Below are 23,535 nucleotides of genomic sequence, written 5' to 3'. Positions count from 1 at the left end.
AATATAATTGTATCAACTTACGTTAATAGATGGTTATATATTGTTAAATTTGTAAACAAATAAAAATTAAAACTAGATGGAAAATCAAAAAAGCAGTTCGAGTCTTAAAGCGGTAATAGCTGTATTGGCTATTTTATTAGTAGGTAGTTTGATATACATTTTTAAAATGACCTCCGATGCTGAAGTAGTAAAAACCGAATTAAAAAGTACTCTTACGGAGAAAGAATCGGTGATGAAAGATTTACAAGAATTAAAATCGACTTATGATGCTGCCATCGCAGAGAATACTTCCATGTCCGATGAGTTAATTCTGGAAAGAGACAAAGTAGTTAATTTAATGTCTGATTTAAGTAAATCCAAAGGAGATGTTAATTCTTTATCAAAATACAGAACGCAATTCAACGCTTTACAGGGCAATATGAAAGTATTAATGGCTGAAAATGATGGGTTAAGAAAGCAAAATACAACCTTAACTACGCAGCGTGACAGTACGGTGGTGGTATTAGGAGAGACTAAAAAGAATGTCGAAGCATTGACAGGTCAAAATGAAGAATTAACAAAAGCAGTCGAAATTGGTTCGAAATTAACTGTTTTAAATACAAGAGGATCGGCTTTCAGATTAAGAAGTTCAGGGAAACAAATTGAAACAGATAAAGCAAGCAGAGCGGATGTACTTAGAGTAAACTTTACAATTGCTGAGAATGCTATTGCTAAATCAGGTGATAAAACATATTACGTGCAAGTAATTGACAGTAAAAATAATGTTTTAGGAGATAAGAAATCAGAAAATTTTGGAGAAAATACGTTGACATATAGTTTTTTAACTAATGTAAAATATGAAAATAAAACAATCCAAGTATCTGAAGATTTAAGAGGAAAAGACTTTGCCAAAGGAACTTATTATATCAATATTTTTGATAGAGATATATTGGTTTCTAAAACAAGTTTTGTACTGAGATAAGACTTAGTATTATATGAAAAAGAGAAGCATTTGTTTACCATCTGCGAACAAATATTTTAATTATAGTTGAGAAAAAGTATAGCTAAGATATTTAGAAGATTAAATAACAAGCGATTGTTGAATAGATGTAATTCTATTTAACAATCGCTTGTTTGCTTTTAGTATTTATTATTAGGAAAGTTATAAGAGAATGAATCAAAACAAAAGCAACTTATCTCCTGTTTAACAAGTTTGCTATTCAATAAGATATATTATGAAATATGGCTCGTACTGAAGTAATATTATTGCATTTTTTCACGACTAAACAAATTATTTTGATTTAATAAGAATCGCTCATTTTCTTTTTTATGGCATCCAAACAAAGATTATTAATGCTTCCTTCGTGCGTATGTTTGGTTTCTTTTGGAGATTGAAATGTACCATTTTCCAGTTGCTCGGCAACGGCTTTATACGCATCTCTAAACGGTATTCCGGCAACCACCATTTCGTTTAAGGAATCAACCGTAAATAAATAATCGTATTTTTTATCGTCTAAAATGTGTTCTTTTACTGCAATGTCTTTGATAGCAAAAATAGCAATATCCAAACAGGCTTTCAGGTTTTGAATCGCTGGAAACAATCCTTCTTTCAACAATTGCACATCCCTATGATAACCACTAGGAAGGTTGTTGGTAATTAAAGTAATTTCATATGGAAGCGCTTGAATCTTGTTGCATTTTCCACGGATCAACTCAAAAACATCGGGGTTTTTCTTGTGGGGCATAATGCTCGAACCTGTTGTAAGATGCGAGGGCAAAGTGATGAAATCGAAATTCTGACTCATGTACAAACAAACATCCATCGAAAATTTTGATAGGGTTGCAGCCACGCTACTCATTGCGAAAGCCACTGTTTTTTCTGATTTTCCACGACTCATCTGTGCGGCAACCGAATTGAATTTTAAGGTTTCAAAACCTAATTCTTGTGTTGTGAATGTTCTGTCGATAGGAAATGAACTTCCGTAACCTGCAGCCGAACCTAATGGATTTTGGTCTACAATTTTTAATGCGGCATTTAGCATTGTTATATCATCAATCAAAGTTTCGGCGTAAGCGGAAAACCACATTCCAAAAGAAGACGGCATCGCAATTTGAAGGTGAGTATATCCGGGCAATAAAACATTTTGATGTTTTTCAGCCAATTCCATTAGCAAATCAAAAAGACTTTTTACTTGTTCCTTTAGTTCTTTAACCACGTCTTTTAGATACAAATTAACATCTACTAAAACTTGGTCGTTACGAGAACGGGCCGTGTGAATTTTTTTTCCGGCGTCTCCCAATTTTACTGTCAGTAAATATTCGATTTTGGAATGTACGTCTTCAAAGCTGTCTTCGATTTCGAATTTTCCGTTTTCAACGGCTGCAATTATTTCTTCCAAAGCCAAAACCAAAGCAACGGTTTCGGAATCTGTTAAAAGTCCTATTTGTCCCAGCATTTTTGCATGTGCTATAGAGCCTAAAGCATCGTATTTGGCAAGAACTAAATCCAGTTCTCTGTCGTTACCAACGGTGAAATGTTCGATTTGTTTATCTGTTGGTATTCCTTTTTCCCAAAGTTTCATATATGGATAATTAGATTTTTAGACTGTTAGATTTTAGCCCGGATAGTAGTGGAAATCCTTTTATTTTTTTTCTTTAAAAAAATAAAAGATTGCAACGAATAGCGGGATTAGCTCCTGAAAATAATCAGGATAAATCCAAATTATTTTATTGTTTGAAAAAATCAGTTAGTATTTTGATATACAATTGAATTCCTTCTTCTATTTCGTATATAAATATAAATTCGTCCGCCGAATGTGACCGTAAGGTTTCGCCAGGTCCTAATTTTAAGGATTGGCAGCTCAAAACCGATTGATCCGAAAGGGTAGGCGAGCCATACGTGGTTCTTCCCAGTGCGATTCCGGCTTGTACTAATTCGTGTGTAACAGGAATTGATGACGCATTCAAATGCATCGAACGCGGATTGACTTCGGCAGTCTGATGCTCTCTTACGGTATCTAAAATTTCGTGATTGTTGTAGCAATCATTCACTCGGATATCGACAACCAAATGACATTCTGCGGGAACTACATTGTGCTGTTTTCCAGCAGATACTTGTGTTACGGTCATTTTTACAGGACCTAAAACCTCCGATATTTTTTCGAATTGATAACTGTTAAACCATTCAATAACGGGTATCGCATTGTAAATAGGATTGTCAGGATTGTTGTGGGCGGCATGACTAGCGGTGCCTTTTACGATAACATCTAATACTAATAACCCTTTTTCAGCTACGGCCAATTGCATCAAAGTAGGTTCTCCAACAATGGCACATTCCAATTCCGGTAAATGTTTCAATACGCTGTTTAATCCATTTTTTCCGCTGCTTTCTTCTTCGGCTGAAGCGACCATCACAATATTGTAAGGCAGATTTTCATTCGAATAAAAATATACAAAAGTGGCTAAAAGCGAGACCAAACAACCTCCTGCATCATTGCTACCTAATCCAAATAATTTTCCATCTTTTACGATGGCTTCAAATGGATTGTTTGTGTAACCTTGGTTTGGTTTTACGGTATCGTGGTGTGAATTTAGTAATAGGGTTGGTTTATTCTTGTCAAAATGTTTATTGAAAGCCCAAATATTATTATTCTCTCTTTCGAAAGGGATATTATTTTGTGTAAACCAATTTTCTATTAAAAGTGCTGTTTGATCTTCTTCACTTGAAAAGGAAGGCGTTTCAATCAGTGCTTTTAATAACGCAATGGCTTCTTGTGTAAGGGTTTCTATACTCTTCATAATTTATTTTTTTTACCACGATGGCACTATTTTTTTTGCCACAAAGGCGCAAAGTCACGAAGTTTGTTATCTACTTTTTTGTCAAAAAGCCATAAATTAATAAAGTTTTAAGTGTACTTTAAATTATTTCTTTGCGCCTTCGTGCCTTTGTGGCAAATTAACTATAGTTCTATACTAGTGCAAATAACCTTCAAGTCTTGCAAAATCCTGTGATGACCAATTTTTATTTTTTGAACTCCTTTGGATAAACTATTGAAACAGTTGTCTAATTTAGGAATCATGCCGGAATGTATCGCTTTCTCTGCTTTTAATTTGGAATATAATTCTTGATTTATGTTTTCGATTACGGAAGAATCGTCTTCGGCATCATATAAAACACCCGGTTTTTCAAAGCAATAATTCAAAGTGACATCAAAAACTTCTGATAAAGCAATCGCTAATTCGCTCGCAATAGTATCCGCATTCGTGTTTAATAATTGTCCTTTTCCATTGTGTGTTATCGCGCAAAATACAGGAACTATTCCAGTAGATAGCAATGTTTCCAACAATTCCGTATTCACTTTTTTTACATCGCCCACAAAACCATAATTGATTGTTGGATGGTTTCTTTTATCTGACTGAATTAAATTCCCATCAGCACCAGAAAACCCCATCGCATTGGTGGAATTAGCTTGTAATTGAGCAACGATATTTTTGTTGATTTGACCTGCATAAATCATCACAACTACATCAAGCATAGCGGCATCGGTAATGCGTCTTCCGTCAATCATTTGAGGAACTAAACCAATACTTTCCGCCATTTTGGTAGCTGATTTTCCACCGCCATGAACGAGTACTTTATAGCCTTCAATTTTAGAAAAATCAGATAAAAATTGTTTTAATTCCGTTGGGTTGTCAATAATGTTTCCTCCAATTTTTATTAGGGTTACGGGTTTTTTATTTTCCATTTTCCAATATTTTTTGCAACACTAATTGTGCGGCATAGGTTCTATTGTTGGCTTGTTCGATAACAATTGAATTTTCACTGTCAATTACTTCATCCGTTACAATTACGTTACGTCTTATTGGCAAACAGTGCATGAATTTAGCATTATTAGTCAGTTTCATTTTGTCGGCAGTTACAGTCCAATTTGGATCAGAATTTGTTATCCGACCATACTCGTTATAATTGCTCCAGTTTTTGGCATAAATAAAATCGGCGTTTTCGAAAGCTTTGTCTTGGTCGTATTCAATCTTAGAATCTTTCGTGATTTCAGGATTTAATTCGTAGCCTTTCGGATGCGTAATGACAAAGTCTGCATCTTGTAACTGCATCATTTGCACAAAGGAATTGGGTACCGCTTGAGGTAAAGCTTTAGGATGTGGAGCCCAAGTCAAAACTACTTTTGGACGGTGTTTCGTTTTGTGTTCGGCCATCGTTATCGCATCGGCTAGCGATTGTAATGGATGTCCTGTCGCACTTTCCATATTAACAATTGGAACAGTTGCGTGTTTCAAGAAACCCATGAGAACGGTTTCGGCATTATCTTTTTCTTTGTCTACCAATCCGGCAAAGGCCCTGATGGCAATAATATCGCAATATTGAGAAACAACTGCTGCCGCTTCTTTAATATGTTCCGAAGCACCGGAGTTCATGATGGCTCCATCTTCAAATTCCAATGTCCAACCTTCACTGGTAAAATTCATTACCATTACGTTCATACCCAAATTCAAAGCTGCTTTTTGGGTACTCAAACGCGTTCTCAAACTGGAATTAAAAAACAACATTCCTAAGGTTTTGTTCTTACCCAGTTTTTTGTTTTTAAGGGGTTTTTTCTTGATTTTCAAGGCTTGTTTCACCCATTTGTCGAGTGAATCTATGTTTTGTATAGAAATATAGTTCATTGTTTTGTGTTTTAAGTTTTTGGACGCGGATTAAACGGATTCGCTATCGCGAAGACACGGATTAAAACGGATTTTTTTCTTTATTTTCTGTTATTTTCAAAAATTTTCCTTCTAAATTCAGGTTTTTTTCCAAAGTTTAAAAGTAAACCTACTTCACAATCAGTGCTTCTTAAATAATTTAAAATTTGGTTTTCAAAATCTTTCACTACATAATCAACTGCTTTTAGTTCCAATATTATTAGATTTTCTACTATTAAATCTGCATAATATTCGCCAACTTCAGTTCCTTTATAGTAAACTTTAATTTTATTCTGAGCCTCAACTTGGTATCCTTTATTTTTCAATTCTATATACATTGAATTTTGATATACTTTTTCTAAAAAGCCATAACCCAATTCATTATACACTTCGTAAAAAGTTTTTAAAATTCCATCCGTTAATTCTTTATGTTTTAAATCCATTTTAAAAATCTGTTTTTATCAGCGTCTTCGCAACGCGAATCCGTTTTGTCTGTGTCCCTTCTTTATAGAATTTTAGTGAAAGGTATTTCGTTTTTTAAAGCTTTTAAAATAAAATTATCGTCCAAACCATTAACAATCCAGGTTTCTATATTGGCGGCTTTGGCAATTGCCGATGCTTCTATTTTAGATTGCATTCCACCGGTTCCGTGCGAAGATTTAGAATCGCCAATCTCTTTTTCCAATACTTTTAAATCGGTTACCAAAGAAATAGTTTCAGGAACGGCATCATGGATGGATGCTTTGGTGTAAATCCCGTTCGTATTGGTAGCGATAATCAGAATGTCAACATTTAATAAAACAGCTGTTAAAGCGGCTAATTTATCATTATCACCAAACTTGATCTCATCCGTTGCCACGGTATCATTTTCATTGATAATTGGAATGTAATTATTTTTGACCAACACATTGATTGTGTTTACAATATTTACTTTGGCTTGTTCTTTTTCGAAATCCGAATAGGAAAGTAAACATTGCGAAATTAATAATCCTAAATCGCTGAAGTTCTCATGATAAATCCGCATCAAATGGGGCTGACCAATAGACGCCAACGCTTGTTTTACAAAAACATCTTTGTCTTGATTTTCCAGTTTTACAAATTGTTTGGCTGCGGCAATTGCACCGGAACTCACAATGATAAACTCGTACTCGTCTTGTAAAGCGGCTATTTGCATTCCAATATCTTCAATCTTTCCTCTCGAAATGTGATTGGTTTCTTTAGTTAGCGTATTGCTTCCTAACTTTAATAAAATTCTTTTTTTTGCCATTTTTGACCCGCAAAGTGCGTAAAGTTAATTTTCAAAAATAACGTTGTCAACCGTTAAGTTCGCAAAGTGTTGTGTTAATATTTTAAATCCTTCTTTTTTTAAATCTTTCGACTTTTTGACTTTCAACTTTACGACTATTATCTCGTTTGTCCATTTCCGTAAATATACCATTTATTAGTAACTAGATGTTGCAAGCCGATTGGCCCACGTTGGTGTAATTTGTCCGTGCTTATCGCCAATTCTCCTCCTAAACCAAATTGTCCGCCATCCGTGAATCGGGTAGAGGCGTTTTGATATACGGCTGCCGTATCTACATTTTCCATGAATTCCTGAGCAATTGCATCATTTTTTGTAATTATCGATGCAGAATGTCCACCACAATATTTATTTATTTTGTCAATCGCTTCTTGATCCGAATTGGTTGTTCCAATAACAATTTTGTAATCCAAAAACTCTTCGTACCAAATTAAATCCGATTCGATCTGAGTAACATTTGTTGCGTTTGAAATACTTTCATCTCCCAAAATAGTAACGTTTCTTTGTTGTAATTTTTCAACTATTTTGATAACAAAACCTTCCCAATTTTCAAGATTAGTATCAATTAAAACTTTATCTAAAGCATTGCAAACTGATATATTTGAGGTCTTTCCATTAATAATAATGTCAAGTGCTTTTTTTAAATCGGCTTCCTTATTTACATACACAAAATTATTTCCTCGACCACTTATTATTACTGGGCAGGTGGCGTGTTTTTTTACAAAAGCGATTAATTTCTCCCCACCACGAGGAACGATTAAGTCCACTTTTTGTGTTGGGTTCTCCAAAAATGCCTGTGTTTCTTCCCGATTGTAATTCACGTATTCCACCCATTCTCTAGCCACATTGTTTGCTGTTAAAGCTTGATGCCACAATTCCACAATTTTCAAGTTGGATAATAAGGATTCTTTTCCGCCTTTTAGTAGAATTTTATTTCCGGATTTAAAAGCGATTCCACCAGCTTCAACAGTAACATCAGGTCTAGATTCATAAATAATCATTATGGTTCCAAAAGCCGCTGTTTTATTGATGATTTTCATTCCGTTATCATGGTCAAAATTAAAACGCTCCACACCAATAGGATCTTCTTGACTCGCTAATTGCTCCAGAGATAGAATCATACCGTCAATTTTGGCATCATCAACCAGTAAACGTTTTTCCATCGCTAAATCATCCCCCGAATAATTGCTTAAATCCTGTTGATTTATAGTCTTAAGATTGGCTCTTTCTTGTTCAAGAAGTTCGGCCATACTACTTAAAACTGCATTTCGTTTTTCTATTGGTAGTACGTGGTTCATTAGTTTTTGGTTTTGCTATTTTAGAAAAAAATCTTAGCATATAAGTCACATAAGTTTAAGAGCTTAGATGACTTATATGTTTAAAAAATCATTTCAATTCTGCCAATGTTTCTTTTAAAGATATAATAAAGGTATCGATAGCTGCTATATTGATTGTCAATGGAGGAAGAATTCTTAATAAGTTTTTATTGTTCGCGTTTCCTGTAAAAATATGTTTGTCGATAATCATTTTTTTACGAAGATCACTTACGTCAAAATCAAATTCTACTCCTAACATTAATCCTCTTCCTTTTACTTTAATTACTTCAGGAACTTGTTTGATTGCTTCTAAGAAATAGGCGTAAACATCATTTACGTTATCCATTAATTTTTGGCTTTTAATCACATCTAAAACTGCTATTCCAGCGGCACAAGCCAAATGGTTTCCACCGAAAGTAGTTCCTAATAATCCATAACTCGCTGTAAATTTTGGAGAAATCAAAATTCCGCCTATAGGAAATCCGTTGCCCATTCCTTTCGCCAGACAAATAATATCTGCTTTGATGTAATGATGTTGGTGTGCAAAAAACTTTCCGCTTCTTCCGTATCCTGATTGCACTTCGTCCAAAATCAGAACGACATCGTAAGTTTCGCACATTTTTTCTAATGCCTGAAAAAATTCAGTTGTCCCTTGGTCTAAACCACCAACTCCTTGAATACCTTCAATGATAACAGAAGAGACGTCGCCTTTTTTTAGTTCGTTTTCTACCAACTCGATATTGTTCAATGGCAAGAAAGTAACAATTTGTTGCGCATTTATTGGCGCAACAATTTTTTTGTTATCTGTAACCGCAACTGCCGCCGAAGTTCTTCCATGAAAGGAATTATCAAAAGCAATTACACGAGATTTATTGTTGTGAAAAGAGGCCAGTTTCAAGGCGTTTTCATTGGCTTCAGCTCCAGAACTGCACAAGAATAAAGTGTAGTCTTCCAATCCGGAGAGTTTCCCTAATTTCTCTGCTAATTCTACTTGCAATGGATTCTGAATCGCATTGGAATAAAAACCAATATTATCCAATTGATTTTTTAATTTGGCAACATAATCCGGTTGTGTGTGTCCAATGGAAATTACTCCATGACCACCATATAAATCTAAATATTCCACTCCTTTTTCATCTGTAATAGTGCAATCGAGGGCTTTTACAGGAGTGATGTTGTATAATGGGTAAACGTCAAATAAGTTCATAATAAATATTTTTCCCCACCCCAACCCTCCCCGAAGGGGAGGGTGACGAGATAGAATTTGATTATTTTATTTTTTTTGCATATTGGCTCCCTCCCCTTCGGGGAGGGTTGGGGAGGGGATTAAAATCCGCTTGGTTTCAAATGCAATCCGGTGGTTTCATCCAATCCAAATAGTAGATTCATATTTTGAATGGCTTGTCCTGATGCCCCTTTTGTTAAATTATCAATTACGGAAGTAATCAATAACCGGTTTCCTTTTTTCATTAAACTAATAATGCATTTATTCGTTTGAACCACTTGTTTCATGTTAATTTCAGTGGTGGTAATAGTTACGAAAGGTTGATCTTTATAAAAAGCCTCATATTTTGCCACTACATCTTCCAAATTTTCTTCGATTGTTGTGTATAGTGTTGCAAAAATCCCTCTGGCAAAATCCCCTCTGTTGGGTACAAAAATCAATTCGTTTGTATAATCCGCTTGCAATTGGTTAACACTTTGGTTTATTTCGCCCAAATGTTGGTGTTCAAAAGCTTTATAATGTGACATATTGTTCGATCTCCAACTAAAATGCGTCGTTTCCGAAGGTGAAACTCCAGCTCCTGTACTTCCGGTTGTGGCATTGATATGAACATCAGTCGTAAGCATTTCGTTTTTAGCCAAAGGCAATAATGCCAGTTGTATTGCTGTCGCAAAACAACCTGGATTAGCGATAAATTGGGCATTTTTTATATTCGCTTTGTTTAATTCTGGCAAACCGTAAACGAAAGATTTACTTTTGAAATCTTTGTCTTTTGTCAATCTGAAATCATTTCCTAAATCGATGATTTTGGTATGACTCGCAAATTGGTTTTGCTCTAGAAACGATTTTGATTTACCGTGTCCTAAGCACAAAAAAACTACATTCACATTTGGATTTACAGTATCGGTAAAATTCATTTCGATATCGCCCATCAAATCATGATGCGCGACATGAAGTGGTTTTCCGGCGTTTGTCGTACTGTACACAAAATCAAGTGTTGCATTGGGATGAAACATCAATATTCTGATAAGTTCGCCCGCAGTGTAACCTGAACCGCCAATTATTCCAATATTAATCATAATCTTATTTTTTAAACATATTAGAATTAATCCTTGTTGGAGTAATTCGATTTGTATTATTTTTTAACCACATAGATACATAGATTTTATTAATTTTATAAAGCGTTTCACTTATTGGAGTAAAATATAGCTTTGTGTAACCAAAAATTGGTCTATATAAGTTCTTTTTTCTATGTTTCTATGTGGTTAAATTTTATATTTATTGATTAATTCAGAATTTCAATTAATCGTGTGTCAGTTTATTTACTGATGAAAATATATTTTGGGCATTCCCCAGAATTTTGATAAATCCTTTGGCGTCGTCAGAGGTCCATGCGTTGTTCATTTCTCCGTATTGACCAAACGTGGTATTCATTAAATCATTTTCAGATTCAATTCCGTCCAATGTAAAGTGATATGGTTTTAGAGAAACGATAACGGTACCGTTGACTGTGGTTTGGGAATCTTCCAGAAAAGCCTCGATGTTTCTCATTACAGGATCTAGAAATTGTCCTTCATGAAACAACATTCCGTACCAGTTTCCCAGTTGTTCTTTCCAGTATTGTTGCCATTTGCCCAGCGTATGTTTTTCTAATAAATGGTGTGCTTTAATGATGATTAAAGGCGCAGCGGCTTCAAAACCAACTCTTCCTTTTATTCCGATTATCGTATCACCAACATGAATATCTCTACCAATTGCATATGCGCTGGCTAATTTTTCTAATGCAACGATATTTTTTGTTGGGGTATCCAAGTTCCCGTTGATACCTACTAGTTGTCCTTTTTCAAATTGTAAGGTAACTTTCTCTTCACCCGTTTTTTGCAATTGCGAAGGATACGCTTCACTTGGTAAAGTTTGATTTGACGTCAATGTTTCTTTACCGCCTACGCTTGTTCCCCACAATCCTTTATTGATGGAATATTGTGCTTTTTCCCAAGAATAATGAACTCCATTTTTAGATAAATAATCCACTTCTTCCTGTCTTGATAATTTTAAATCACGAATAGGAGTGATGATTTCAATTTCGGGAGCAATGGTTTGGAAAATTAAATCAAAACGAATTTGGTCATTTCCTGCGCCAGTGCTTCCGTGTGCAATTGCTTCGGCACCAACTGATTTTGCATATTTAATCGCTTCGATAGCTTGAAAAACACGTTCGGCACTTACTGATAATGGATAGGTATTATTTTTTAATACATTTCCATAAATTAAATATTTTATGGCTTTGTCATAATATTTATCGACGATGGTAAGATTTGTATGTTGAGCACTTCCTAATTCGTAAGCTCTTGTTTCAATATCGGCTAACTCCGTTTCATCAAATCCGCCAGTATTTATAAGAACGGTATGAACTTCATATCCTTTTTCGTTTTTTAAATATTTTAGGCAATAGGAGGTGTCTAATCCTCCGCTGTAAGCTAGTATTACTTTTTTCATGATATTATTTTTTTTCCTCGCCCCATCCCCAGTCGAAGGAAGGGGAGCCGAAACCGGTAAAGGGGAATTTTTATTTAAGTGTTTTTTTTTGGCTCCTTGGCTCCCTCCGCTTCGGGGAGGGCTGGGGAGGGGATTTATTTTTTTAAGAACAAGGCTTCTTTAATTGATTTTAATCTGTTTAATACTCTAACGTTAAATGGATGTTCAGGCGGATCTTTAGGTTTTTCTTTTGGATCGTAAAGCATTCCAGTACACAAACACATTTTGTTGTCTTTACTTTTTAGGATTTCAAAATTAGTGCAGGTTTTACAACCGGCCCAAAAAGTTGGATCTGTCGTCAATTCTGAAAACGGAACCGGTTTATATCCCAAATCAGAATTGATTTTCATTACTGCTAATCCAGTTGTAATTCCGAATATTTTAGCATCTGGGTATTTCTCCAAAGAATAGTCAAATACTTTCGATTTGATTTGTTTTGCCAATCCTAAATTTCTGTAATCAGGGTGAACTATCAATCCTGAATGTGCAACATATTTACCGTGCTGCCAACTTTCGATATAACAAAAACCAGCAAATTTCCCGTTGTCTAATGCAATTATGGCATCCTTACTTTCCATTTTTTTCTGGATGTATTCAGGAGTTCTCTTAGCAATTCCCGTACCTCTTAATAGTGCGGATAATTCTATGGTATCGCATATTTCATGCGAATATTTATAGTGTTCTTCCTGAGTTATAATGATAGAAATATTCATTTCAAAAGCTGAATTTTGAGTTAAAAAATGATTTTAATATTTGTTTTTGAAATGCATTTTTACCAAATTCAAATACAACAATAAAACTGTTGATTGTTGTGCAATAAATTGAACTACAATGCAATAGAATTAAACAAGTATTAGTTTTTGGATAAATTATTCCAATGGAAAATAGCGGTGATTTCAAAATGAAAAGAATGAAAAATGAATAAAAATACAAAACAGCTTTTGGGTACTATAATTATAGCATCCGTACTTCGGGAGAAGTTGTAAGTCTGTTTGTCCGTGACAAAGAAGTTATATGTAAACTTGATTTATTCATTGGTTCAAAAGTACACATATTTTTATAACGCAACACTACTTTTCTGTTTTCTAACAAAATTTTAATGTATTGTTGATTTATTTAAATTAAAAAAACTCCTTATTAAAATTGATTATCAAGAAGTTTTATAAAGTTGTAAAGTCTTAAAAATATTAGTTTCTTAGGCTGTTTCGAGTGATAATATCTTTAATTTTAGCTTTTAAGTCAATTCCAGTGTCATAAACCATTTGTTCACTGCTAGGGAAAGGAATTGGATTTCTATCAAAATAAGAATAATAATTATCTTCAGCAGCGAGTCGATCTCCTTTGAAAGTGGCATAAATATTTTCGAAAATAAATTCACTGGTTAAAGGAAAAGATTGTAAAAGTTGATTGTTTCTGAAATTTATATAATCCACTTTAGCCGTAATTTGGCAGGATTTAAATTGTCGGAATTCATAAATTCGTGCTGTTACAGTTTTGAGATTATCTACCATAACTACTTTACCTTTTTCGTCCAGCACTTCTTTTCCGTTGGCATCAATCAGTTTTTTGAAACCGTCTTTGATAATTCGTTCTTTTACAAATTCTCTTTCTTTAATTTGCTCTGGCGAAATGTAAATTTCTCTAAAATTTATCATCAGTCCGTAATCATAATTGAATCCTTTTTGTTTGTTACTGTGGTAAACAGTCCATTTATCGTTTAATCCTAATGTACTGAAATCCAATAAATCATTTTGAAGATGGACCGGAATGATCATGTTGGTTTCGTTTTTGGTGTAAACTGAAACGTAATCAGAACCTTTGTATTTTGCATCGTCCATCAATCGCAAAACATCTTTGTAATTTGGATTTATTTGATTTAAATAATCCACGTCATCATACGCTTTTCGATAATTCATCTTGTCTGATGTTGCCATTAATTTTTTGGCATTAGCATACAAATAAGTGGACAAAGCATTTTTGCTGTCAATGATTTGATCGTTATAATTATCAAGTGGGAAAATGGCATTTCGTCCTTCTTTGATTAACCTTAAAGGAAGTAAAGGTTTGATTTTTTCCTGACGCGAATTCAATTGTAAATACGTATTATATAATTTTTCCAATTGAGCCGGATTAGCATCTTTAGCCATTAAATTAATGGCATTCAAATCCCGATCTTTTGCTTTGGCGAAAGCCTCCTCGAGTAAGTAAATATAGTCTTGTTTGCCTTTTTTATCTTTATTTGTTCGCAGATTGGATGCGGCGTTATCAATTGCCTGATCGTAATTTCCGGAGCCTACTAAATTTTGGGTTTGCTTTACGCCGCAGGAGGAAATAATGAGAAACAGGAATAATGAAAGAGTAATTTTTTTCATAAGCGATAGGATTAATGAAGTCATTTTTGATGGAAATGCTACTTTTTTTAAACAGAGTAAGTATTCTAATTTCCAAAATTCAAAAATAATGCCATAAAAAAACCCAACAAAAGTAGTATAGTTGTTAGGTTTTTAGATTCTATGTTTATTCCTTTTATTTTCTAACGAAAGGTGGCAATAGCTTACTGGAAACTTCACCGAAACCAATGCGAACATGTCCGTTCTGGCAGTGTCCTTTCATGATCACAGTGTCATTATCATTGATAAATTTACGTTCAGTTCCATCTTTCAATTGTATTGGGTTTTTTCCGCCCCAAGTTAGTTCTAACATCGAACCAAAACTGTCAGGAGTAGGCCCGGAAATAGTACCAGATCCCATCATATCGCCTGAATTTACACGACAACCATTAGAAGTATGGTGTGTTAATTGCTGGCTCATTGTCCAGTACATGTATTTGAAATTAGAATGAGAAATAACTGTTGCTTCCGCATTTTCAGGCTGAATGGCCACTTCTAAATTAATGTCAAAAGAATGTTTTCCTTTTTGTTGTAAATAGGGAAGAGGCGTTGGTTCTTGTTTTGGACCTTTGGTTCTAAAAGGTTCTAAAGCATCCATAGTCACGATCCAAGGCGAAATTGAAGAGGCGAAATTCTTTGCCAAGAACGGTCCCAGCGGAACATATTCCCATTTTTGAATATCTCGGGCACTCCAGTCATTTAATAAAACCATTCCGAAAATATATTCTTCAGCTTCAGTAACCGAGATATTTTCGCCCATTATATTTACATCTGTAGTAATAAAAGCTGTTTCAAGTTCAAAATCGACAGAACGGGAAGGGCCAAAAACTGGTGTGGTTTCTCCGTTTGGCAACGTTTGTCCCATCGGTCTGTGAACTGGAATTCCAGAAGGAACAATCGTGGAACTTCTTCCGTGATAGCCCACAGGAATGTGTAACCAGTTTGGTAGCAATGCATTTTCAGGGTCACGGAACATTTTCCCTACATTTGTTGCATGCTCTTTGCTGGAGTAGAAGTCTGTGTAATCCCCAATAAGCACCGGTAATTGCATTTCTACATCTTCCATCCTGAAAATTATGATGTCTCTATCTTTGGCATTATCCTGTAATTTTGAATTTGTCACATCAAAAAGTTCTGCAATTCGGTTTCGAACCAAACGCCATGTTTTTTGACCATCGGAAATAAAATCATTCAAAGTGTCCTGCATGAACATATCATCCGTCAGCTCAATGCCTTCAAAATAATTTAATTGTTGTAAAGCTCCCAAATCAATGGCGAAATCCCCGATTCTGGTTCCTACGGTTACTATATTTTCTTTGGTAAGAAAAACTCCAAAAGGAATATTTTGAATAGGAAAATCACTATTGACAAGTACTTCTAGCCATGATTTTCTGTTGGTATCGTTAGCTGTTATTGGCATATTTTGTTAATTATTTTGTTAAAAAATTACTCATCAAATATATTATAATCTAACTATTAACCAAACGTTTTTTTGTATTTTTGCATCAAATTAACGAAAATCAAAAAAATGCAACGCGACGAACAAATTTTTGACCTTATTCTAGAAGAACAAGAAAGACAAATTCACGGATTAGAACTTATTGCATCGGAAAACTTCGTAAGCGACGAAGTAATGGAAGCAGCTGGTTCTGTTTTAACTAACAAATATGCTGAAGGATATCCTGGCAAAAGATACTACGGCGGTTGCGAAGTAGTTGATGTTGTGGAGCAAATTGCTATTGACAGAGCCAAAGAATTATTTGGTGCGGCTTACGCAAATGTGCAGCCACACTCCGGTTCACAAGCAAATACAGCGGTTTACCACGCTTGTATTAAGCCTGGAGATAAAATTTTAGGTTTTGATTTATCTCATGGCGGTCACCTAACGCATGGTTCGCCAGTTAATTTTTCAGGACGTTTGTATACTCCTTCTTTTTATGGTGTAGACAAAGAAACAGGACGATTGAACTATGATAAAATTCAAGAAATAGCGACGAGAGAACAACCAAAATTAATTATTGCAGGAGCTTCGGCGTATTCCCGTGATATGGATTTTGAACGTTTCAGAGTAATTGCTGACAGTGTTGGCGCTATTTTATTGGCTGATATTTCTCATCCTGCAGGTCTTATCGCTAAAGGATTAATGAATGATCCATTACCTCATTGCCATATTGTAACAACTACAACTCACAAAACATTACGTGGTCCTCGTGGAGGTTTAATCTTGATGGGTAAAGATTTCGAAAATCCATTTGGTTTAACCACGCCAAAAGGAGAAATCAGAATGATGTCATCTCTATTGGATTTAGCTGTTTTCCCAGGAAATCAAGGTGGTCCCTTAATGCACATTATAGCTGCAAAAGCAGTTGCTTTTGGTGAAGCGTTGAAAGATGAATTTTTTACGTATGCTTTGCAATTACAAAAAAATGCGAATGCTATGGCGGATGCTTTTGTAAAAAGAGGCTATGAAATCATCTCTGGCGGAACGGACAATCACATGATGTTGATTGATTTAAGAAACAAAAACATTTCTGGGAAAGATGCTGAAAACGCGTTAGTAAAAGCAGAAATTACAGTAAATAAAAACATGGTTCCATTTGATGATAAATCACCATTTGTAACTTCAGGAATTCGTGTAGGAACTCCTGCAATTACCACTCGTGGTCTTGTGGAGGAAGATATGGAAACCATAGTTGCTTTAATAGACAGAGTTTTGATGGATCATACCAACGAAGATGTAATCGAGGCTGTAGCAAATGAAGTAAACGAAATGATGAGCGAAAGAGCTATTTTCGTATACTAATAAATCGTTTTAAAATTTTTAAAGTCGAAAGTCGAAAGTCTTTGAATAGAATTTAATATTCTATCTTAGTTTTGGCTTTCGACTTTCGACTTTATGACTTTCTAACTTTAAGATTTAAATTATGTCTGTATTAAGATTAAAATTACCAACTGATCCAAGATGGGTCAATATTGTAGAAAAGAATATTGAGGAAATCTTGACGGATCATGCTTGGTGCGAACAAAAAGCAGCTACAAACGCAATTACGATTATCACTAATAACTCAGAACATCAGGATTTAGTGAAGGATTTATTGGCTTTAGCCAAGGAAGAAATCGATCATTTTGAGCAAGTTCACAATATTATTATCAAACGTGGACTCAAATTGGGTCGCGAGCGCAAAGACGATTATGTAAATGAATTGTATTTATACATGAAAAAAAGCAGCGACGGAAGCAGAATTTCCAGCTTAGTGGAACGGTTATTGTTTTCGGCAATGATAGAAGCCAGAAGTTGTGAACGTTTCAAAGTACTTTCAGAAAATATCAACGATGAAGAACTGTCCGTGTTCTATAGAGATTTGATGGAAAGCGAAGCAGGACATTATACCACTTTCATTACATACGCTAGAAAATATGGTGTGGGAATTGATGTAGAAAAACGTTGGCGAGAGTGGCTGGAATTTGAAGAGTGCATTATTGCTAATTATGGTAAAAACGAAACGATTCACGGGTAGGTATTTCGATATTTTTAAATTTTAATTGCGTTAGGTAATTGTTTTTGAGGTAGTTGATTGTATTTTTATTCCTTACGATTTTGCCATTTGGGACAAAAATTAAGTAGTAATAATCGATTCGCAATATTTAATATCTTTTTTAGAAATAAATCAATTATTAACAATACATTCACAGGATGAAGCTTAATTACAATTACGATGGAAATATTGCTTGTCGCAGAATACTAGAAGACCATTTAGATAAATTAAATATTGAATACCAAGTTTTAAGTTTAGGTCAAATTGAAATTAATGATGATGTTTCAATTGAGATTTTTGAACAGCTTCAAACGGCATTAGATTGCTATTCAATCCACATTATAAATAATCCCAAAGGGCAACTGATTCAGCAGATAAAGGATGCCATTGTTGAAATTATTTATGAAAAAGATAAATTTCCAAGTACAACAATTTCGCAATATTTATCTGAAAAGCTGAATTCTAGATATGGTTATATTACCAATATTTTTTCGGAGTACACACATACTTCAATAGAGAATTTTATTATTATTCAAAAAATTGAAAGAGCCAAAAAATTAATATTAGATGGAGAATTTAGTTTAACGGAGATCTCTTATGAATTAAATTACAGTAGTGTTGCATATTTATCGACACAATTCAAAAAAGTTACCGGATTGACGCCATCCATGTTTAAAAGAATAGTTGAAAAAAGAAGAAAATTATCAAACGATATTAAATAAAACTACCTACACCTGAATATTTCATGATTAATAATATAAATAGAATACATATTTTGATTGCTGACGATGATGACGATGATATTCAACTTTTTAATGAAGCGTTGGCTGAGCTAAAAATGGATAATAAGCTGACTTCCTGTAAAGATGGAAAAGATTTGATGGACTATCTTCACAATCCTGAAAATAAGCTGCCACATGTTTTATTTCTAGATTTAAATATGCCTTGCAAAACGGGTAATGAATGTCTCCGCGAAATAAGAGCAAATGCTCGTTTCAATGATGTTTCTATAGCAATATATTCTACATCTTCGTCAGAAAAAGATATCGAAGATACTTTAGTGGAAGGGGCCAATATTTATATAAAAAAGCCAAACGATTTTTCGAAATTAAAAAAGGTAATTAAAGATGTGGTAAATATGAACTGGCAATACCAATCTTTAGGCTTAAATAAGGAAACCTTTTTCCATAGTTTATAAATCTTAAGAAATGAAAATTTTAAGATTACTGAAAAATGCTCAAGTATTCAAAATCGCTTTGGCTCTAGCCATTGTAGTCGTGCTGTACATTGCTTCTCAATTTTATTATCAAATGCAAAAGCTCAACGCAACCGTTGAACTGATTGCAAATTCCAATGAATCCCAAGATGAATTAGAAAACCTGTTATCCGTAATCAGTAATTACGAAACAAGTTTACGCAGTTTCATCATTACAAAAGACGAGAGTTATATTGAAAATCGATTTTTAAGTCGTGGTAAAATTGAACGAAGTATTGAAAAATTAAAAGAGTTATCGGTCAATGATTCATCCAGAAATCAAGATATTGATAGCCTCAAAAAAATTATAGACCAAAGATTTAAGCTATTTCGCGAGACATTGATTGTTGCAAAAAGTAAAAATGACAATCGATTGGCATTGAATGCAAAAATGGTTGAAAGCAGCGAAGTTACTGAAATGATGAGAAGCTTTGTTAGCAAAATATTATTTTCGGAAAATATAAAAACAAAGCTGCAAAACGACAGTCATCAGTTTGAATTGAATGACTTGATTATCACAGCTTTTTTATTGGTGATTGTAACGCTTTTGGTCTTATTTCTGTCTTTTAATAAAATGAATGTGGATATTGCGGAACTGCAGAAAGCAAATGATAAATTAAAATTGCTTAATAAGTCCTATAACACTGCAGAAATGACAGCAGGATTTGGACATTGGATGTTAAACATAGAAGCGAACACCTACACTTTTTCAGATAATTTATACCGTTTAATGGGAGTTGAACCTAATGCTTTCGAACCTAATATTGAAAATACAAAAGCCTTTATTTATCCTGAGGATTTAGAATATGTAACTAAAATACACGACGATTCTTTGATAAATAATGAATCTACTGCAATGAATTTTCGATTTTTAACTGCTGACGGTGAAGTAAAACATATTAGGGCTGTTGGAAGTTTTACTACAGATGGAAATGGAGATTCATTCAAAATAGGCGTTATTTATGACATTACAAGTCAACACCACAAGACGCTTGAATTAGAAAATAATAACAAAGAACTGGAATATATAAATGCAGAACTGGAATCATTTAATAATATTGTGAGCCACGATTTACAAGAACCATTGCGTAAAATTCAAATATTTATTTCCAGATTAGAAGAAAAAGAATTGCATTTGCTGACACAACAAGGAAAAGATTATTTTTCTAAAATACGAACTGCGGCAAATAGAATGCAGACATTGTTAATTGATTTGGTAAATTATTCCCGAACAATAAAAGGCGACAAGGTTTTTGCAGCAACGGATTTAAATTTAGTTTTAGACGAAGTTCTCCTTGATTTATCGTGCAGTATTGAAGAGAAAAAGGCAGAAATTTTAATTGGTAAGTTACCAACACTTATCGCCATACCTTTCCAGATTAAACAACTTTTTATTAATTTAATTTCCAATGCGCTTAATTACAGCAGGGAGGAAGTAAATCCTCAAATCAGCATAGTTTCTAAAAAGGTTACAAAAAGAGACTTACGAAATTATGATATAGATAATAAGAAGGAGTATTATAAGATTGTAATTTCGGATAATGGAATTGGTTTTAAACAGGAATATGCCGAGAAAATATTTCTTTTATTCCAACGATTGGAAACCGATTCTAAATACGCAGGAACTGGGCTTGGACTGGCTATTTGCAGCAGAATTGTGGAAAATCATCAAGGCTTTATCAAAGTGAAAAGCACGCCTAATCTCGGATCTAAATTCTACATATTTTTTCCAAGAAGAGATTCGCTTTAATAAAAGTTTTCAAAATTATTCAAGAAATAGTATTATGCTTTCATGCGTTAAAAAGCTTCAGTTTACCTCATATTTTAGCGTATTAAATTTTTTCTCACTTCTAATTTGAACTAATGAATGTAGCTTCAAAATGGATATTGTTGTACATTTATAGAAAGAATTCACAACAATTCAAAAAATTAAATAAGAAGCGAAATGAGTTTACAATTACGATTATTATTTTATTTGCTACTCCTCAGTTTGCTTTCTTGTTCCAAAAATAAAGCAGAAGAAATTAAACCAACAATAGGTGAAGTTACGGAAAGTGTTTATGCCTCTGGAGTTATCAAAGCAGAAGGACAATATACGGTCTACGCTACTGTAAACGGCACGTTACAAAAAGTAAATGTTACCGCTGGTCAATACATTACTAAAGGACAGTCTTTATTTGAATTGGAAAGTGATAAAGCGGAATTGAATACGGAAAACGCTCTTTTAGCGTATCAATTAAGTCTGGAAAGCAGTCGGTATATCCAAGATAAAATTGCCGAAATGCAAATGAAAGTCCAATCAAGCAGAGATAAATTAACGTTGGACGAATCCATTTACAACCGAAATAAAAACATCAAAAATCAGGGAGGCATTTCGGAAGTTGATTTTGAAAGAGTAGAATTAGCATTCAAAAGTTCCAAAATTAATCATGAATCGGCTAGAAAACAATTGGAACAACTCAAAGCCCAATTGGAGAATGATCAAAGCAGAAATGCTGTCAATCTACGAATAAACCAGAAATCCCAAAGTGATTTTATCGTCAAAAGTGCCTTTTCCGGACAATTGTTTGATGTATTGGTGAAAGAAGGAACATTAGTTACGCCGCAAACTCCTTTGGCGATAATTGGTCAATCCGATTCCTTTTTATTGGAATTAGAAGTGGACGAAAATGATATGGTTCGCGTGAGCACGGGACAAAAAGTATTGGTGACAATGGATAGTTATAGAGGACAGGTTTTTGAGGCCGTTATTGATAAAATTTACCCGATAATGAACGAGCGATCCCGTACTTTTAAAATCGAAGCATCTTTTATGAAACCACCTTTAAAACTGTATCCAAATCTTACTGCTGAAGCCAATATTATCATTCAGATAAAGCAGAATACCATCACGATTCCAAAATCGTATTTGATAGAAGGCAAATATGTTTTAATAAACAAAGAAGAAAAAAGGGAAGTGAAAACCGGTTTGAGCGATTATCAAAAAGTGGAAATAATATCAGGATTAACCGCTGAAGAAACGATCTATAAACCCAAATAATGAACTTTAAACTGATTTTAAATATTGCTATGCATTTGCTTCGTGCAAGATTGAAGCAAACGATTGTTGCTGCTATTGGCGTAACGTTCAGTATTGCTATGTTTATTGCTTTGGTTAGTTTTATGAATGGTTTAAATGATTTATTAGATGGCTTAATGCTCAATAGAACGCCCCATATACTGCTATATAATGAAATAAAGCCTTCGGAAAATCAACCCATACTTTCATCCGAAGCGTTCAAGAAAAAAACCAATTTTGTTCGTTCGATTAAGCCCAAAGACCGTGGAAAATCCATTTATAACAGCAAAACAATTTTGGCTGTTTTAAAACAAGATTCTCGCGTGATTGATGTTGCTCCAAAGGTGACTTCACCCGTTTTCTTTAATTCGGGGACGATCGAAATTTCAGGGATAATAAATGGAATTGATGTTTTATCTGAAGATAAATTATTTAAAATCAGTGATTACATCATAGAGGGAAAAGTAGCTGATTTGCTTCAAAATAATAGCATTATTATTGGAAAAGGTTTATCGGATAAAATGCTTCTTACCAAAGGTGACATTATCAAGATTACCACTTCTAAAGGAAATTTAGCTTCGCTTAAAATTGTGGGTATTTCTGAAATTGGGATTGCTGAAATCGACAATGTGACGAGTTTTACCTCTTTGGCGACAGCCCAAAAAATATTGGGAGAACCTACAAACTACATCACCGATATTCAGCTAAATTTATATAATATGGCTACTGCACCTGCTGTTGCGAAAGAGTTTCGGGATAACTTTAATCTGGATGCGATTGATTATCAAACTGCAAATTCTCAGTTTGAAACCGGAAGTACGGTGCGAAGTATCATTTCCTATTCCGTTGGCGCGGTGTTGCTAATTGTCGCCGGTTTTGGAATTTATAATATTCTGAATATGATGATTTATGAAAAAATGGACAGTATTGCGATTTTGAAAGCCACTGGATTTTCCGGTAATGATGTGAAATGGATTTTTGTTTCGCTTTCTATCATTATTGGACTTGCTGGAGGTTTGTTTGGTTTGCTGTTTGGCTATATTTTCTCCTCAATTATTGATGTTATTCCGTTTGAAACGGCTTCGTTACCCACGGTAAAAACTTATCCTGTTAATTACAATCCGCTATTTTATGGTATCGGGATTACTTTTGCATTATTTACAACAACCATTGCCGGACTTTTTCCTGCTTTAAAAGCTAGTAAAGTAGATCCAGTAGAAATTATCAGAGGGAAATAA

General features: G+C 34.2%; 21 protein-coding genes. 8 read left to right on the top strand and 13 right to left on the bottom strand.

The annotated features are described in order from the left end of the window. Positions 1-76: 76 nt before the first annotated feature. On the top strand, positions 77-961 hold the full coding sequence (locus ACP7AV_RS11020) for a hypothetical protein (RefSeq protein WP_426065135.1): 885 nt from the start codon (positions 77-79) through the stop codon (positions 959-961). A 319-nt stretch (positions 962-1,280) separates the two neighbouring features. Here ACP7AV_RS11020 and argH read toward each other — a convergent pair whose 3' ends face one another. The 13 genes from argH to fahA all read right to left on the bottom strand — a co-directional run bounded on the left by argH (position 1,281) and on the right by fahA (position 15,868). Beyond that, complete coding sequence (gene argH, locus ACP7AV_RS11015) at positions 1,281-2,561, bottom strand: argininosuccinate lyase (protein ID WP_426091986.1); 1,281 nt, start codon at positions 2,559-2,561, stop codon at positions 1,281-1,283. 145 nt (positions 2,562-2,706) lie between these two features. Continuing rightward, complete coding sequence (locus tag ACP7AV_RS11010) at positions 2,707-3,777, bottom strand: M20 family metallo-hydrolase (RefSeq protein WP_426091985.1); 1,071 nt, start codon at positions 3,775-3,777, stop codon at positions 2,707-2,709. A 161-nt stretch (positions 3,778-3,938) separates the two neighbouring features. Continuing rightward, positions 3,939-4,724, bottom strand: coding sequence for an acetylglutamate kinase (argB, locus tag ACP7AV_RS11005; RefSeq protein ID WP_426091984.1), 786 nt, complete (start codon positions 4,722-4,724; stop codon positions 3,939-3,941). After that, complete coding sequence (locus tag ACP7AV_RS11000; protein ID WP_426091983.1) at positions 4,714-5,661, bottom strand: N-acetylornithine carbamoyltransferase; 948 nt, start codon at positions 5,659-5,661, stop codon at positions 4,714-4,716. The genes argB and ACP7AV_RS11000 overlap by 11 nt, the downstream gene beginning before the upstream one ends. Before the next feature lie 80 nt (positions 5,662-5,741). Continuing rightward, on the bottom strand, positions 5,742-6,122 hold the full coding sequence (locus ACP7AV_RS10995; protein ID WP_426091982.1) for a GxxExxY protein: 381 nt from the start codon (positions 6,120-6,122) through the stop codon (positions 5,742-5,744). A 62-nt stretch (positions 6,123-6,184) separates the two neighbouring features. Continuing rightward, complete coding sequence (gene proB / locus ACP7AV_RS10990; RefSeq protein ID WP_426091981.1) at positions 6,185-6,946, bottom strand: glutamate 5-kinase; 762 nt, start codon at positions 6,944-6,946, stop codon at positions 6,185-6,187. A 137-nt stretch (positions 6,947-7,083) separates the two neighbouring features. Beyond that, a complete protein-coding gene (locus ACP7AV_RS10985) occupies positions 7,084-8,280 on the bottom strand; it encodes a glutamate-5-semialdehyde dehydrogenase (protein ID WP_426091980.1) in 1,197 nt (398 codons plus the stop codon). A gap of 88 nt (positions 8,281-8,368) precedes the next feature. Then, positions 8,369-9,505, bottom strand: coding sequence for an aspartate aminotransferase family protein (locus ACP7AV_RS10980; protein ID WP_426091979.1), 1,137 nt, complete (start codon positions 9,503-9,505; stop codon positions 8,369-8,371). 119 nt (positions 9,506-9,624) lie between these two features. Then, complete coding sequence (argC, locus tag ACP7AV_RS10975; RefSeq protein ID WP_426091978.1) at positions 9,625-10,602, bottom strand: N-acetyl-gamma-glutamyl-phosphate reductase; 978 nt, start codon at positions 10,600-10,602, stop codon at positions 9,625-9,627. A gap of 223 nt (positions 10,603-10,825) precedes the next feature. Beyond that, a complete protein-coding gene (locus tag ACP7AV_RS10970; protein WP_426091977.1) occupies positions 10,826-12,019 on the bottom strand; it encodes an argininosuccinate synthase in 1,194 nt (397 codons plus the stop codon). Positions 12,020-12,153: 134 nt separating this feature from the next. Continuing rightward, entirely contained in the window at positions 12,154-12,771 is a 618-nt protein-coding gene (locus ACP7AV_RS10965; protein ID WP_426091976.1) for a GNAT family N-acetyltransferase, read from the bottom strand. 474 nt (positions 12,772-13,245) lie between these two features. Further along, the gene (locus tag ACP7AV_RS10960) at positions 13,246-14,430 is read right to left on the bottom strand and encodes a hypothetical protein (protein ID WP_426091975.1); all 1,185 of its coding nucleotides are present in this window, start codon (positions 14,428-14,430) and stop codon (positions 13,246-13,248) included. Between the two features lie 154 nt (positions 14,431-14,584). Next, positions 14,585-15,868: a fumarylacetoacetase gene (fahA, locus tag ACP7AV_RS10955; protein ID WP_426065153.1), complete on the bottom strand. Its 1,284-nt coding sequence runs from the start codon at positions 15,866-15,868 to the stop codon at positions 14,585-14,587. 108 nt (positions 15,869-15,976) lie between these two features. Between fahA and glyA the strand changes: the two genes are divergently transcribed. The 7 genes from glyA (at position 15,977) to ACP7AV_RS10920 (ending at position 23,535) form a co-directional block, all read left to right on the top strand. Beyond that, positions 15,977-17,251, top strand: a complete 1,275-nt coding sequence (gene glyA / locus ACP7AV_RS10950; protein WP_426065154.1) for a serine hydroxymethyltransferase — start codon at positions 15,977-15,979, stop codon at positions 17,249-17,251. A gap of 121 nt (positions 17,252-17,372) precedes the next feature. Then, positions 17,373-17,966, top strand: a complete 594-nt coding sequence (locus ACP7AV_RS10945; protein WP_426091974.1) for a tRNA-(ms[2]io[6]A)-hydroxylase — start codon at positions 17,373-17,375, stop codon at positions 17,964-17,966. A 176-nt stretch (positions 17,967-18,142) separates the two neighbouring features. Next, complete coding sequence (locus ACP7AV_RS10940) at positions 18,143-18,706, top strand: helix-turn-helix domain-containing protein (RefSeq protein WP_426065156.1); 564 nt, start codon at positions 18,143-18,145, stop codon at positions 18,704-18,706. A 23-nt stretch (positions 18,707-18,729) separates the two neighbouring features. Next, a complete protein-coding gene (locus tag ACP7AV_RS10935; protein WP_426065157.1) occupies positions 18,730-19,182 on the top strand; it encodes a response regulator in 453 nt (150 codons plus the stop codon). Positions 19,183-19,192: 10 nt separating this feature from the next. Then, positions 19,193-20,989 carry an ATP-binding protein gene (locus ACP7AV_RS10930; RefSeq protein ID WP_426091973.1) on the top strand — a complete coding sequence of 599 codons (1,797 nt, stop codon included), beginning with the start codon at positions 19,193-19,195 and terminating at the stop codon, positions 20,987-20,989. A gap of 195 nt (positions 20,990-21,184) precedes the next feature. Further along, on the top strand, positions 21,185-22,279 hold the full coding sequence (locus tag ACP7AV_RS10925; protein WP_426091972.1) for an efflux RND transporter periplasmic adaptor subunit: 1,095 nt from the start codon (positions 21,185-21,187) through the stop codon (positions 22,277-22,279). Beyond that, positions 22,279-23,535, top strand: coding sequence for an ABC transporter permease (locus tag ACP7AV_RS10920; RefSeq protein ID WP_426091971.1), 1,257 nt, complete (start codon positions 22,279-22,281; stop codon positions 23,533-23,535). Before ACP7AV_RS10925 ends, ACP7AV_RS10920 begins: the two co-directional genes overlap by 1 nt.

The sequence above is a fragment of the Flavobacterium sp. DSR3-2 genome (assembly GCF_049896525.1).
Taxonomy (GTDB): domain Bacteria; phylum Bacteroidota; class Bacteroidia; order Flavobacteriales; family Flavobacteriaceae; genus Flavobacterium.
This window is presented reverse-complemented; position numbering and strand designations above follow the sequence as displayed.